Source organism: Streptomyces canus (assembly GCF_030815415.1).
Taxonomy (GTDB): domain Bacteria; phylum Actinomycetota; class Actinomycetes; order Streptomycetales; family Streptomycetaceae; genus Streptomyces; species Streptomyces canus_F.
This window is the reverse complement of sequence record NZ_JAUSWW010000001.1, coordinates 5,757,491-5,771,976: the sequence shown is the minus strand read 5'-3', so window position 1 is coordinate 5,771,976 and position 14,486 is coordinate 5,757,491. Positions and strand designations below refer to the sequence as shown.

Below are 14,486 nucleotides of genomic sequence, written 5' to 3'. Positions count from 1 at the left end.
GCCACGCCAGCCGAGTTGGCGAGATTCACTCCGGAGAGTGATCAACGGGGGCGGTGGGGGTGGGTTTGGTTCTTTCCCCGGTTCTTTGGTCTTTGATGTCGCGCACGACCGGGTCATGACGCCCCGCGATCCGGTGCCAGTTTCGCCCGTACGGTCTTGCAGTCAGCGGGTCCCGCGTCGGCTGTCGCCGCATCCGGGATCCGCGGGACCCGGTCGCCCGGCGTCGGCCACTCTGGCTCAATGCGTACGGCGTACCGCGGGCGCCGACGGGGAAAGCTGATCGCCATGGCCACGACATCCCCACGCAGCGCACTCCATCTCACCGGCACCCTGCTCACGGCGACCGTCGCCCTCTACATGGGCCTCGTCGCCTTCGGGAACATCACCGACTTCGGGACGAACCAGGCGTTCGTCCAGCATGTCCTGGCGATGGACACCACCTTCAAGGACGACGACCTGATGTGGCGGGCCATCACCAGTAAGGGGCTTCAGGACACGGCGTACGTCGCGATCATCGTGTGGGAGGTGATCGCGGCCCTGGTGCTGATCTACGGCACCTGGCTGTGGACCCGGCGCGACGACCTGCGCGCCCGGCGCTTCTCCACGTACGGCCTGCTCATGGTGATGCTGCTCTTCGGTGCCGGGTTCATCGCGATCGGCGGCGAGTGGTTCTCGATGTGGCAGTCGGAGAACTGGAACGGGCTGGACGCGGCGCTGCGGGTGTTCCTGCTGAGCGGGGTCACGCTCGTGGTGGTGCAGTTGCCGTCCGCCGAACGCTAGGCGACCACCACCACCGACGTCCCCGTCTCCCCGAACGTCCACAGCGCCGAGCCGTCCGCCTTCGCCATGCGGATGCCGCTCGTCTGCGCGCTGGAGGCGACCGCGGGCGGCGATGAGCCGTCCACCGCGTTGGAGAAGGCGATGGAGAGGCCCGACTTGCTGGCGAAGTAGATGATGTGCTCGATCTGGACGCCGTCGGAGCCGGTCGTGGCGTCGCGGCGGACGTCGACCTTGTAGGTGCCGGGGTCGGGGCTCACCGTGCCCGGCCAGACCGGGAAGGTGCGCTGGGCCGCGTCGCTCGCGTCGACCAGCCAGACCCGCTTCTCGGCGAGGGAGTAGACGATCCGCCGACCGGTGCCGGAGTCGTCCGGCACCGCGGCGGGCGTCGACTTCGTGGGGGAGGCAGAGGGATGCGCCGAGGCGGAGGCGCTCGGGCGAGGGGCGGCCGTGGGCTTCGTGCCCTCGTCCGCCTTGACGGCGAGGACCGCGACGGCGGCTATCGCCCCCACCGTCAGACCGGTCACCCAGACCTTCGGGGCAGGCACGGCACGCATCTCCTCAGCTACGGCCCCCTCCGGACAAACAGGGGTCCGATCATCGTACTGTGAGCCACCCCGAGCTCCCGCCCCAAGCCCAAGCGCTCCGCTGGAAGGGCAGTACGTTCCTTACGGGGCGCGGTGCCGCACTCGACCTCGCCAAGGCCGCTCAGCCTCTTCCCCCTCGCCCCGCCCGCGGCCCACACCCACGCCTCCGGCCCAGCCCACGCCCGCGGCCCAGCCCAAGCCCGATGCCCAGCCCCCCGCCTTCCCCCTCACCCAGCCCCGGCCCGCGCCCACGCCTCCAGTCCAGCCCAGCCCAGCCCGTGACCCAGCCCCCGCCTTCCCCCTCGCCCAGCCCCGGCCCGCGCCCACGCCTCCAGCCCAGCCCAGCCCGTGACCCAGCCCCCGCCTTCCCCCTCGCCTCGGCCCGGCCCGCGCCCGCGCCTCCATTCCAGCCCGGCCCGGCCCGCGCCCCTGGCCCAGCCCGAGCCCCAAGACCAGCCCCGCCTTCCCCCTGGCCCCGGTCCAGCCCGGCCCGCGGGCCGCCCCGCGCCCCGCCTGGCGTCGCTCTCAGTCCAGCACCGGCAGCAGCTCCGGCAGATGGCCGTCGGATGCCGTTGCCGCCCGCTGGCGTTCCTCCGGGACCTCGCCGTAGAGCGTCGTGCGCGGCCTCGCGGGGCGGCCCGCCAACTCCGCGACCGCCACCAGGTCACGCACCGATTTGTAGGAGCCGTACGACGAGCCCGCCATCCGCGAGATCGTCTCCTCCATCAGCGTGCCGCCGAGGTCGTTCGCGCCCGAGCGCAGCATCTCCGCCGCTCCCTCCGAGCCCAGCTTCACCCAGCTGGTCTGGATGTTGGGGATGTGGGGGTGCAGGAGGAGACGGGCCATCGCCGTCACCGCCCTGTTGTCCCGCATCGTCGGTCCGGGGCGCGCGATGCCCGCCAAGTACACCGGCGCGTTGGTGTGGATGAAGGGGAGCGTCACGAACTCCGTGAAGCCGCCCGTGCGTTGCTGGATGCCGGCCAGGGTGCGAAGGTGGCCCAGCCAGTGCCTGGGCTGGTCCACGTGGCCGTACATCATCGTCGACGAGGAGCGGATGCCCACCTCGTGCGCCGTCGTGATGACCTCGATCCACGTCGCCGTCGGCAGCTTGCCCTTGGTCAGGACCCAGCGGACCTCGTCGTCCAGGATCTCCGCCGCGGTGCCGGGGACGGAGTCCAGCCCCGCCTCCTTAGCCGTCGTCAGCCACTCACGGATCGACATCCCGGTGCGGGTCGCGCCGTTCACCACCTCCATCGGGGAGAACGCGTGGACATGCATCCCCGGGACCCGTTCCTTCACCGCCTTCGCGATGTCGAAGTACGCCGTCCCCGGCAGGTCCGGGTGGATGCCGCCCTGCATGCAGACCTCCACCGCGCCCACCTCCCACGCCTGTTGGGCGCGGTCGGCCACCTGGTCCAGGGACAGGGTGTAGGCGTCCGCGTCCGTGCGGCGCTGCGCGAACGCGCAGAAGCGGCAGCCGGTGTAGCAGACGTTGGTGAAGTTGATGTTCCGCGTGACGATGTACGTGACGTCGTCACCGACCGCCGACTTGCGGACGTCGTCCGCGACACCGCAGAGCGCGTCCAGGGCCGGGCCGTCCGCGTGCAGCAGCGCCAGCGCCTCCGCGTCTGTCAGACGGGTCGGGTCGTCGGCCGCCACCCGCAGCGCCTGGCGTACGTCCGTGTCGATCCGCTCCGGGACCATCCCGGGTGCCGCCGCCTCCCGCAGGGCGCCCCAGTCGCCGTACACCTCGTCGAAGTCGTCGCGGCGGTCGGACGTACGGCCCTCCGTGTCGATGGTGGTGTGGAGGTCCGTACGGCCCGACGACACGAACGCCTCCTCCGGCTCCTGCCAGGGGTGGCCCTCCACGACGGCGTCGGGACGTGCCAGTCCCGTCTCCGGGTCCGCCAGCGCCCGTACGTGCGGCAGCAGCCGCGGGTCCAGCCACGGCTCGCCGCGCCCCACGAACTCCGGGTACACGCAGAGGCGTTCCCGCAGGGAGAAGCCGACGGCGGCCGAACGCTCGGCCAGCTCCTCGATCTGGGGCCAGGGGCGCTCGGGGTTCACATGGTCGATCGTCAGCGGCGAGACCCCGCCCCAGTCGTCGATGCCGGCGCCGATGAGACGTTCGTACTCGGAGTCGACCAGGTTCGGCGGGGCCTGCAGACAGGCCGACGGGCCCATGATGTGCCGCGCCACCGCCACGGTCGCCACCAGTTCGTCCAGCTCCGCGTCCGGCATGCCGCGCATCGCGGTGTCCGGCTTGGCGCGGAAGTTCTGGATGATCAGTTCCTGGATGCCGTGGTAGGAGCGGGCGACGCGGCGCAGCGCGAAGAGGGACTCCGCCCGCTCCTCGTAGGTCTCGCCGATGCCGATGAGGATGCCGCTGGTGAAGGGGACCGACGAGCGGCCCGCGTCCTCCAGCACCCGCAGGCGGACGGCCGGTTCCTTGTCGGGGGAGCCGTGGTGCGGGCCGCCCGGCTCCGACCAGAGGCGGGTGGCCGTCGTCTCCAGCATCATGCCCATCGACGGCGCGACCGGCTTCAGACGCTGGAAGTCCGTCCACGACATCACGCCGGGGTTCAGGTGGGGCAGCAGGCCCGTCTCCTCCAGGATGCGGATGGAGATGGCGCGGACGTAGGCGATGGTGTCGTCGTAGCCGTGCGCGTCGAGCCACTCTCGAGCCTCCGGCCAGCGGTCCTCCGGCTTGTCGCCCAGAGTGATCAACGCTTCCTTGCAACCCAGCGCGGCCCCGCGCCTGGCTATGTCGAGCACCTCGTCAGGGGACATGAACATTCCGTGCCCGGCGCGGCGCAGCTTGCCGGGGACGGTCACGAACGTGCAGTAGTGGCATTTGTCCCGGCACAGCCGGGTCAGGGGGATGAAGACGCTCTTCGAGTACGTGATGACACCGGGACGGCCCGCCGCCTGAAGGCCCACGTCACGGACGCGGGCGGCGGAGGCGGTGAGATCGTCGAGGGCCGCGCCGCGGGCCTGGAGGAGGACCGCGGCCTCGTCGACGTCGAGGGCCACGCCGTCACGGGCGCGTTTGAGGGCGCGACGCATGGAGTTCTCGGTCGGGCCGGTTCCGGGGGTCGCGGAAGTCGTCATCCTTCGAGCATACGGAGGGGCTCCGCCGGTTCAGCAGGGTCGGGGGTTGTCTTGGGGGGTTGTGGTGCGTTGGCGGGTGCGGGTTCGTTGTGGCTGATCGCGCCCGCGCGGCGGCAGCCGCACATCGACACAGCCCCGCGCCCCTGGGTGGGGGCTGCACAGCTCTGGATCACAAGTACGCGGCGTATTCGTCCAGCAACCGCAGCACCTCCGACTCGCCCGCCGGCGGCAGCTGCACCACGACCTCCTCGATGCCGAGTTCCGCATAGTGCGCGAGCTTGCCCGGGGTCGGGAAGACGGCGTACGGGACGATCTGGAGGGCCTCCGGGTCGCGGCCCGCGTCCGCCCAGGCGGCGCGCAGCACCGGCAGCGACTCCGTCAGGCCGCGCCCGCCGATCGGCAGCCACCCGTCGGCGTACTCGCAGATGTGGGAGAAGAGTTTCGGGCCCGCCGCGCCGCCGACCAGGGTCCGTGGCCCCACCACCGGGCCGCGCGGCTTCTGGACCGGCTTGGGGTACGCGTGCGAGGGCCGTACGCTCCCGAACTCGCCCTCGTGCGCGGCCGGTTCCTCCGACCACAGCGCGCGCATCAGGGCCATCCGGTCCCGCACCAGCTCCCGCCGGGTACGCCATGCGACGCCGTGGTCGGCGGCTTCCTCGACGTTCCAGCCGAAGCCGAGGCCGAGGGTGAACCGGCCGCCCGACAGATGATCCAGCGTCGCGATCTGCTTGGCGAGGTCGATCGGGTCGTGCTGGGCGACCAGGGTGATGCCGGTGCCGAGGCCGAGGCGCTCGGTCACCGCCGCCGCCTGGCCGAGCGCGACGAAGGGGTCCAGGGTGCGGCCGTACTCGGGGGGCAGCTCGCCACCCGCCGGGTACGGCGTCACACGCTCCACCGGGATGTGGGTGTGCTCGGGCAGGTACAGGCCGGCGAACCCCCGCTGCTCCAGCTCAGGGGCGAGCCGGGTCGGGGTGATCGTCTCGTCGGTGAGGAAGATCGTCGCGGAGATACGCATGCCCTATCTGTACCCGGAGGGGCCACATCTGTCCATACCGACTGGTCGGCATCTTCGGCCGGGTTTCTCTGTCGCCCCAATTCCCCTGTCTCTCCACGGCAGTTCACGGACGTCCGGGAGAGTTGAGGCATGTGTGACGACAACGAGCTCCATCACAGCATCGGAAGACGCACACTCCTCGTGACGGGAACCGCCGCCGCGCTTACGTTGGGAAGCGTGACCTTCGCCGCGGCCGCCGACGGTGACCAGGAGACCAGGACGATCCGGGGCACCCTGCCCACCGGGTCCCCCGACTTCGTGTACGTGCCGGTCGACGTCCCGTCCGGCGTGCGGGAGATCAAGGTCTCCTACACCTACGACCGCCCCTCCGTCCCGGCGGGCACGGCCGGCAACGCCCTCGACATCGGCATCTTCGACGAGCGGGGGACGGAGCTGGGCGGGCCGGGCTTCCGGGGCTGGTCGGGAGGGGCCCGCAGCGAGTTCTTCCTCCGCGCCGACGACGCGACGCCGGGGTACCTCCCGGGGCGGGTGCGCGCGGGTACCTGGCACATCGCGCTCGGTCCGTACACGGTGGCGCCGCAGGGGCTGTCGTACGAGATCACCGTCACGCTCACCTACGGCGAGCAGGGCCCCGTCGTCGAGCCGGTCTACCCGCCCGGGCGGGCGAAGGGGCGGGGCCGTGCCTGGTACCGGGGCGACTGCCATCTGCACTCCTGGTACTCCGACGGCCGCCGCACCCCGGCCGAGATCGCGGCCCTCGCGCGGGCGGCGGGCCTGGACTTCATCAACACCTCGGAGCACAACACCCATGCGGCGCACGCCCATTGGGCCGACGAGGCGGGGGACGACCTGCTGATCATGCTGGGCGAGGAGGTCACCACCAGGAACGGCCATGTGGTGGCGCTCGGCACCGACCCGGGCACCTTCGTCGACTGGCGCTACCGGGCCCGCGACCACCGGTTCGGCCGTTTCGCCCGCCGGATCCGCAAGGCCGGGGGGCTGGTCGTCCCCGCCCATCCGCACGCCACCTGCATCGGCTGCAACTGGAAGTTCGGCTTCGGCGAGGCGGACGCGGTCGAGGTGTGGAACGGCCCCTACACGCCCGACGACGAGGTGGCGCTGGCCGACTGGGACGGCATGCTCGTGGCGTCCGTACGCGAGGGACGGGACTGGATTCCGGCCATGGGCAACAGCGACGCCCACCGGGACCCGGACGTCGTCGGCCTGCCCCAGACCGTCGTCCTCGCCGACGACCTGTCCCGCGAGGCGATCCAGGAGGGGATCCGGGCCGGGCGGTCGTATGTCGCCGAGTCGAAGGACGTGTCCCTGAGCTTCACGGCGACGGGCGGCAAGGGCGAACACACCGGTATCGGCGGGCGGTTGGAGGCCGCCCCGGATACGCCGGTGACGGTACGCCTGGAGGTGGCGGGCGCGCCCCGCTGCACCGTCCGGTTCGTGACCGATCAGGGGGTGCTGTTCACCGGCGGGCCCCTGCCGGTCGCGGGGTCGGGGGTGTTCGAGTGGCGGACCACGCCTGCCTACGCGGCGTACGTGCGGGCGGAGTTGCGGCACGAGACGGCGGCCGGACCGCTGCCGGGCGCGCTGGCGGCGTTCACCAACCCGATCTTCCTGGGCCGCGTCCACTAGGCCCGGGCGGATCACGGATGCCGGGACGCGAGGTCGGCGACGACCGCCGCGTGATCGGACGGCCACACCCCGTCCACCGGTCCGTCCCCGGCCCGCCGCACCCCCAGCACCGTGCCCTCCCCCGCCGGCCCGGCCGGGCCGCCGACGTGGATGTAGTCGATGCGGCCGCCCGGTCCCAGGCCCGGGTGGACATACGGGTTCGCCGGGCCCCAGGTGGTGGCGGGGGCGGCCGGGTCGGCGTACTCCCACGCGTCGAAGAAGACCTGGCCGGGGACGACGGGCGCGGTCCGCAGGCCGCCGAAGAGGCGGACCTCGTCGGAGTCGGGCGAGGCGTTGAAGTCGCCGGTCACAACGGGCGGGAAGGCGGTGCCGTCCCGGTGTGCGGCGACGAACTCGGCGAGGGCGGTGACCTGTTCACGGCGTACGGCCGAGGCGTGCAGGGGTGAGGCGAGGTGGGTGGTGAAGAAGGGGAGGGGGTGGCCGGGGGCGGCCAGCCGCGTATAGAGGGCGAGGCGGCCGTCGTCGAGGTCGGCCGGGGCGGGCAGGCGCAGGACGTCCTGTTCCAGCACCGGCCAGCGGCTCAGCACCGCGTTGCCGATATCGACCGTCGGGTCCCCGATCCGCCGCTGCCAGCGCTCGGGCGCGTTCGAGGCGGCCCAGGTCCAGTGCAGTCCGAGCTCCCCGGCGAGCCAGGCGGCGAGGTTCTCCCCGCTGCCGCGATCGGCCCACACCTCCTGCAAGCCCACGACATCGGGCCGCAGTTCCCGCAGGACGGCGACAATCGCCTTCTGCCGCTCGGCCCACGGACCGAAGCGCCACCACAGGTTCCACGTCACCACACGCATGGCCCACCACCCGAATCTCCTGGAGACTCAGTAACCATGCCCCGCCACAACGAACGCAAGTACCGTGCCGTGTCCGCCCTCCAGCGCCGGATCGGCAACCCGATCCTGCGCCGCCTCCCCTTCCAGACCCTCCTGGAGACGACCGGTCGCACCTCCGGTCTCCCCCGCCCGACCCCGGTCGGCGGCCGCCGGGTCGGGGACTCCTTCTGGCTGGTCTCGGAATTCGGCGAACGCTCCCAGTACGTCCGCAACATCAAGGCCGACCCGCGCGTCCGGGTCCGTCTCCGCGGCCGCTGGCACACCGGAACGGCCCATCTCCTGCCCGACGACGACCCGATCGCCCGGCTGCGGGGTCTGCCGCGCATGAACAGCACGGCCGTGCGGGCGATGGGGTCGGGACTGCTGACGGTGCGAGTGGACCTGGACGGCTAGGACCTGGCGCACATCTCCAGCACCAGGTCGCGCACCGCCTCGGGCGCCCGCAGCGTCGGCAGATGGTCGCAGTCCGGCAGGCGTACGAGGTGGCAGTCCGGGATCGGGGCGGCCATGTCCTCGTTGCAGCGGACCGTCCTGGGCGTGTCCTTCTCGCCGAGGAGGAGGGCGCACGCAGGGCATGGCCAGTTCGCCGAGGCGGGGGAAGGCCGGGGGGCCCTCGGTCTGGTGGCCGTACGTCGTGAACCAGGCCGGGATCGCCGCCCGCAGCCACTCCGCGGCCCGCGCGTCGGGGGGTGTGCCGGCCGCGGCCCAGGTCTCCAGGGCCGGGGCGAGCAGACCGCCCATGTCTCCCGCGGTGGCCAACTCGGCGATCCGTGCCGTCAGTTCGGGGTCCTCCAGATCCGGGTAGCCGGTGACTCCCGGCACGAGCAGCACCAGCCCCGCCACCCGCGACTGCTCGTTCAGCGCCCCGCTGACCGCGGTCACCCCGCCCATGCTCGTACCGACGAGCACCGCGCGCCCCACCCCGAAGTGGTCGAGCACGGCCCGCAGATCCTCGGCGAGGGAGTAGGTGGCGGTCGGGCTCGGCGAACGCCCGAACCTCCGGGCGTCGATGGGGGTGCCCCCGCTCGAGCGAAGCCGGAGAGTGGGGGAGGATCACGCGGTGGCGCGCGACGAGGTCCGGCAGTACGGGTTCCCAGCACCTTGGGTCCGCGATCCCGGGATGCAGCGGCGTGACCGGGACCCCGTCCCCGCCCGTGCCCCCCGTCACCCCGGCCAGACGATCGCCTGCACCTCGCTGTACGCGTGCAGCGCGTACGACCCGACGTCCCGTCCGACCCCGCTCTTCTTGAACCCCCCGAACGGCGCCTCCATGTTCCGCCCGACGGTGTTCACCCCCACCCCGCCGGCCCGCAGCCGCCGCGCCACGCGGAAGGCACGCGCCACGTCCCCGGACCAGACGTAGTCGATGAGGCCGTACTCGGAGTCGCCGGCGAGGGCGATGCCCTCCTCCGCGTCATCGAAGGGCACCACGGACACGACCGGTCCGAAGATCTCCTCCCGGACGACCCGCATCCCGCTCGTGCAGTCGGCGAGGAGGGTGGGAGCGACGTAGAAGCCATGGTCGTACGAGGGCCTCTCGCCGCCCGCGACCACCACCGCGCCCTCCTTGCGCCCGATGTCGACGTAGGACTCCACCCGCTCCCGGTGCCCGGCGGAGATCACCGGCCCGACGACGGTGTCCGCCGCCCGCGGATCCCCCACCTTCAGATGCCCGGCATACGCGGCGAGACCGTCCACGAGCCGCTGATACACCCCGCGTTGCGCCAGCACCCGGGTCGGCGCGGTGCAGATCTGCCCGCTGTAGAAGGAGAAGGTGGTCCCGATCCCGGCCACGGCGGAGGCGATGTCCGCGTCGTCGAAGACGAGGGCCGCCCCCTTCCCGCCCAGCTCCATGAGCTGCCGTTTCATGGCGCGCCCGCACACCTCGCCGATGCGCTGTCCGACCGCGGTGGAGCCGGTGAAGGAGACCATGTCGACGTCGGGCGAGTCCACGGCGGCCTCGCCGACCTCGACGGACCGGCCGGAGACCACGTTGACCACGCCCCTCGGCACCCCGGCGGCCTCCAGCGCCTCGGCCATCCGGTACACCGACAGCGGGTCCTGCGGGGCGGGCTTCACGACGACCGTGTTGCCCATGGCGAGGGCGGGGGCGATCTTGCCGGCCGGGTTGGCCCAGGGGTTGTTGTACGAGGTGATGCAGGTGACGACCCCCACGGGCTGACGGACGGCGAGCGCGCCCATGATCCCCGCCCTGCCCATGGGTCCGGCCTCGTTGATCTGCGGTGGGATCGCCCACTCGGCGGGCTCCACGCGCGCGTACCGCTGGAAGCGGGCGGCGGCGACCCCGACCTGCATCGCCCGCGCGGTCCCGGTCGTGGCACCGGTCTCGGCCTGGGCGAGCTCGGCGTACTCCACGAACCGGGACCGGATGACATCGGCGGCCCGTGCGAGGATCGCCGCCCGCTCCTCGGGCGCCGTGCGCGACCACGGACCGAAGGCCTCGCGGGCCGCGGCACAGGCCGCGTGCACCTGATCCCGCGAGGCCTCCGGTGCCCACCCGACGGTCCGCTCGGTCGCCGGATCGACGACCTCGTAGTGCCCGCCCTCCGGCTCGGTCCACGCCCCGCCGACGAACAGCCGCTGCTTCGAGGTCACTTGGTCGCCACCGTCCGGGTGTCCCGCCCCGACCGCAGCACCTTGCCCGGCACGGCCCCGCTCACCACGTCGTCCCGGATCGCCTCGACCCCGTTGACCCACACGGCCCGTATCCCGAGGGCCTTGGAGTCCAGCCGCGGACTGTCACCCGGCAGGTCGTGCACCAGGGTGGCCGTGCCCGCGGCGATCCGCTCCGGGTCGAAGAGCACGAGGTCCGCATGGAAGCCCTCCTGGATCCGCCCGCGTTCCCTGAGTCCGAAGAGCTGGGCCGGGTCGTCGGTGAGCATCTTCACCGCCTGCTCCAGGGTGGCGAGCTTCCGCCCGCGCAGACAGTCCCCGATGAACCGGGTCGTGTACGGCGCCCCGCACATCCGGTCCAGATGCGCCCCCGCGTCGGACCCGCCGAGCATGACGTCCTCGTGCCGCCAGGTCTCGGCGCGCAGCGCCCAGGAGGCGGGGTCGTTGTCGGTGGGCATGGGCCACAGGACCGTCCGCAGATCGTCGGCGGCGCAGATCTCGACGAGACACTGGAAGGCGTCCTGCCCCCGCTCCTCGGCGATGTCCCGCACGACCCGCCCGCTGAGCCCACGGTTCGCCTCGCTGTACGTGTCGCCGATGACGTACCGCCCGAAGTGCGCGAGCCGCCGGAAGACGCCCGCCTCCTTGGAGTCGGCGCGCCGGAGCATCTCGGCCCGTACGTCCGGGTTCCGGAGCCTGGCGATCCGCTCGGGCACGGGCAGCCCGAGGATCGGTCCCCACCCGGGGATGAGGTTCAGCGCGCAGAAGGTGCCCAGCGACATGTTCATCGGCGTGAGGATCGGCATGGTCAGCGCGACGATCCGCCCGCCGGCCTTCCGTGCCTGCTCACTGGCGAACAGCTGCCGGGGCACGCGTTCGGGGACGGAGGCGTCGATGGTGAGGACGTTCCAGTTGAGGGGCCGTCCCGCCGCCGCGGTCATCTCCACGAACAGATCGATCTCGGCGTCGCTGAACTGGTCGAGACACCCGGCGACGATCGCCTCGATCTGCGTCCCCTCGTGCTCACCGACCGCCTTGGCCAGAGCGATGAGTTCGGCGGGCTCGGCGTGCCGGGAGGCGACGGGCTGTCCGTCTCCGTCGGAGTGCGTGGACGACTGGGTGGTGGACAACCCCCAGGCCCCGGCGTCCATGGCCGCGTGGAACAGCCCCAGCATCTCGCCGAGTTGCTCCTCACTGGGCTGTCCGCCGACCGCCTCCGCCCCCATGACATATCGCCGCAGGGCGCAATGCCCCACCATGAACCCGGCGTTGACCGCGATCCGCCCCTCAAGAGCGTCCAGATACTCCCCGAAGGAGCTCCAGCTCCAGGGCGCCCCTTCTTCCAGGGCGACCAGCGACATCCCCTCGACCCGGGACATCATCCGACGCGTGTAGTCGGCGTCCTCGGGCCGGTCGGGATGGAGGGGCGCAAGCGTGAAACCGCAGTTCCCGGCGGCGACGGTCGTGACGCCGTGATTGAGGGAGGGGGTCGCGTAGGGGTCCCAGAACAGCTGGGCGTCGTAGTGCGTGTGGGGGTCCACGAACCCGGGGGCGAGGACGAGGCCGGTGGCGTCCTCGGTGGTGCGGGCTTCTTCGGTGATCTGACCGATGACGGCGATACGCCCGTCGCGTATGCCGACGTCGGCGGTGATGGCGGGGGCGCCGGTCCCGTCGACAACGGTCGCCCCTTTGATGACGTGATCGAGCATGGGGGTTCACCTCCTGATGGACGGCGGGATGACCCACCTAGGGGCGCGGGGCTGTGTCAATTTGCGGCTACCGCCGCGTGAGCGCGACCAGCCACAGCGAACCCGCACCCCGCAACGGCGATTAAGAGGCAGCCCGGAACCGGGAAGTCCGATGCACAGGATCCGTATCGATCTTCGGAATCACATGCTCACCGATGAGCCGAATCGTCTGAAGGGTTTCCTCCTTCGGCACCCCCACCGGCAACCCGAAGCTCAACTGATCCGCCCCCGCCTGCTCCCACCGCTTGCACTGCGTGAGCACCTCGTCCGGATCCCCGCAGATCAGCAGCTCCTCCTCGATGAGCAGCTCCACGAACTCCGCGGTGTACTCCGGCAACGTCTCCGGCCACACCGGGAACCCCTCGGGACGAGGGAACGTGTCGTGGTACCGGAACACCAGCGAGGGCAGATAGTGCAGCCCCCCGTTGACCGCGACCTCGATCGCCTCCGCGTGCGTGGGCGCGCAGATCGCGGTCGTCGTCACCATCACGTTGTCGTTGACGAAGTCCCCGATCGGCTCCGCGTTCACGATCGCCGTCTTGTACTTCTCCAGCACCCACTCCATGTCGGACACCTTCTGGATGCTGAAGCCGAGCACCCCGAGCCCCTTGCGCGCCGCCATCCCGTACGACGGCGGCGACCCGGCGGCGTACCACATCGCGGGGTGCGACTTCCCGTACGGCTTCGGCAGCACCTTGCGCGGCGGCAGCTGCCAGTGCTTGCCCTGGAAGCCGACGTACTCGTCCTGGAGCCACATCTTGGGGAACTCGGCGATGGTCTCTTCCCAGATCTCCTTGGTGTAGTTCATGTCGGTGATGCCGGGAAGGAAGCCGAGGATCTCGTGCGACCCGGCTCCCCGTCCGCTCCCGAACTCGAAGCGGTTTCCGGTGAGATGGTCGAGCATGGCGACCTTCTCGGCGACCTTCACCGGGTGGTTGACCTGGGCGAGAGGATTGAAGATCCCTGATCCGAGGTGGATCCGTTCCGTCGCGTGCGCCAGGTATCCCAGGAAGACGTCGTTCGCGGAGAGGTGCGAGTACTCCTCCAGGAAGTGGTGTTCGGAGGCCCAGGCGTACTTGAACCCGGACTTGTCCGCCTGGATGACGTACTCGGTCTCCTCCATCAGCGCCTTGTGCTCGGCCAGCGGGTCGGTCTCGGCGCGTTTGCCCACGTATCCCTGTACAAAGAGCCCGAATTCCAAGGAGGTTCACCGTCCCCACGAGTCGTTACCTGACGCATCGTCAGATTCACTGCCCAGACTGTTCCACCGGCCGCATGGAGCGTCAATAGCTGATGGCTCGTCAGGTGAGACTGACTCCCGCCATCCACCCGCCGTCGATCACGAAGGGCTGCCCGGTGATGTACGAGGAGTCGTCCGAGGTCAGGAAGAGGGCGAGCCGCGCCACCTCCTCCGGCTTCCCGATCCGCCCCAGCGGCACGAGCTTGCGGTAGAGCTTCCCGACCGCGCGCGAGATCTCCTCGGCATCGCCCCCGGGCTCGAGGAGGGCGGGGTTGGCCATGGCGGTGTCGATGGCCCCGGGGCAGACGGCGTTCACGCGGATCCCGCGGCGCGCCAGCTCCAGCGCGGCGACCCGCGTGAGGCCGAGGACGGCGTGCTTGGTGGCGGCGTACGACCCGACCGCCGCCATCCCCGTGACCCCCGTGTAGGAGGCGGTGTTGACGATGGTCCCCCCGTCGGTCATCTCGGGGGCGACGGTCTTGATGCCGAGGAAGCAGCCGACCTGGTTCACCTGGACGACCTGCATGAACTCGTCGAGCGGGGTGTCGAGGAGGGAGTTGAAGCGCAGGATGCCGGCGTTGTTGACGAGCCCGTCGATGTGGCCGTACGCGTCCTTCGCGGCCGTGACGGCCGACCGCCACTGCTCCTCCTCGCCCACGTCGAGATGGACGTAGGACGCCCCGATCTCCTTCGCGAGGGCCTCCCCCTGGTCGTCGAGCACATCGGCGACCACGACGTCGGCCCCTTCCTCCCTGAAGAGCCGCGCCTCCTGTTCCCCCTGTCCGCGTGCCGCGCCGGTGACGATGACGACGCGTCCGTCCAGCTTGCCCATGCGGTGACTCC

The 14,486-nt window shown here is 71.4% G+C and carries 11 protein-coding genes and 1 pseudogene; 3 read left to right on the top strand and 9 right to left on the bottom strand.

Features of this window, described 5'->3' with window-relative positions; all coding sequences use genetic code 11:
* The first annotated feature begins 285 nt into the window (after positions 1–285).
* On the top strand, positions 286–780 hold the full coding sequence (locus tag QF037_RS26830) for a DUF2165 domain-containing protein (RefSeq protein WP_307029405.1): 495 nt from the start codon (positions 286–288) through the stop codon (positions 778–780).
* Here QF037_RS26830 and QF037_RS26825 read toward each other — a convergent pair.
* The 3 genes from QF037_RS26825 to QF037_RS26815 form a co-directional block, all read right to left on the bottom strand.
* Positions 777–1,334 carry a L,D-transpeptidase gene (locus QF037_RS26825; protein ID WP_307029402.1) on the bottom strand — a complete coding sequence of 186 codons (558 nt, stop codon included), beginning with the start codon at positions 1,332–1,334 and terminating at the stop codon, positions 777–779. The two genes, QF037_RS26830 and QF037_RS26825, sit on opposite strands and share 4 nt — an antisense overlap.
* A 555-nt stretch (positions 1,335–1,889) precedes the next feature.
* On the bottom strand, positions 1,890–4,475 hold the full coding sequence (locus tag QF037_RS26820; RefSeq protein WP_307029400.1) for a bifunctional FO biosynthesis protein CofGH: 2,586 nt from the start codon (positions 4,473–4,475) through the stop codon (positions 1,890–1,892).
* Positions 4,476–4,644: 169 nt separating this feature from the next.
* Positions 4,645–5,490, bottom strand: coding sequence for an LLM class F420-dependent oxidoreductase (locus tag QF037_RS26815; RefSeq protein ID WP_307029398.1), 846 nt, complete (start codon positions 5,488–5,490; stop codon positions 4,645–4,647).
* 129 nt (positions 5,491–5,619) lie between these two features.
* On the opposite strand from QF037_RS26815, the gene QF037_RS26810 reads away from it, so the two are divergent.
* A complete protein-coding gene (locus QF037_RS26810) occupies positions 5,620–7,137 on the top strand; it encodes a CehA/McbA family metallohydrolase (RefSeq protein WP_307029396.1) in 1,518 nt (505 codons plus the stop codon).
* Between the two features lie 11 nt (positions 7,138–7,148).
* On the opposite strand, the gene QF037_RS26805 is transcribed toward QF037_RS26810, so the two are convergent.
* Positions 7,149–7,982, bottom strand: coding sequence for an endonuclease/exonuclease/phosphatase family protein (locus tag QF037_RS26805; protein ID WP_307029394.1), 834 nt, complete (start codon positions 7,980–7,982; stop codon positions 7,149–7,151).
* A 36-nt stretch (positions 7,983–8,018) separates the two neighbouring features.
* Between QF037_RS26805 and QF037_RS26800 the strand changes: the two genes are divergently transcribed.
* Entirely contained in the window at positions 8,019–8,414 is a 396-nt protein-coding gene (locus QF037_RS26800; RefSeq protein WP_307029392.1) for a nitroreductase/quinone reductase family protein, read from the top strand.
* A 270-nt stretch (positions 8,415–8,684) separates the two neighbouring features.
* Here QF037_RS26800 and QF037_RS51040 read toward each other — a convergent pair.
* From QF037_RS51040 to QF037_RS26775, 5 genes and pseudogenes are all read right to left on the bottom strand, one after another.
* Positions 8,685–9,032 (bottom strand): annotated as a pseudogene (locus QF037_RS51040) (alpha/beta fold hydrolase); the annotation flags it as partial.
* Between the two features lie 153 nt (positions 9,033–9,185).
* Positions 9,186–10,637, bottom strand: a complete 1,452-nt coding sequence (locus QF037_RS26790) for an aldehyde dehydrogenase family protein (protein WP_307029390.1) — start codon at positions 10,635–10,637, stop codon at positions 9,186–9,188.
* On the bottom strand, positions 10,634–12,364 hold the full coding sequence (locus tag QF037_RS26785; RefSeq protein ID WP_307029388.1) for an N-acyl-D-amino-acid deacylase family protein: 1,731 nt from the start codon (positions 12,362–12,364) through the stop codon (positions 10,634–10,636). Before QF037_RS26785 ends, QF037_RS26790 begins: the two co-directional genes overlap by 4 nt.
* Positions 12,365–12,485: 121 nt before the next feature.
* Entirely contained in the window at positions 12,486–13,604 is a 1,119-nt protein-coding gene (locus QF037_RS26780) for an LLM class flavin-dependent oxidoreductase (protein ID WP_095046904.1), read from the bottom strand.
* A gap of 100 nt (positions 13,605–13,704) precedes the next feature.
* Positions 13,705–14,475 carry an SDR family NAD(P)-dependent oxidoreductase gene (locus tag QF037_RS26775; protein ID WP_307029386.1) on the bottom strand — a complete coding sequence of 257 codons (771 nt, stop codon included), beginning with the start codon at positions 14,473–14,475 and terminating at the stop codon, positions 13,705–13,707.
* Positions 14,476–14,486 lie beyond the last annotated feature (11 nt).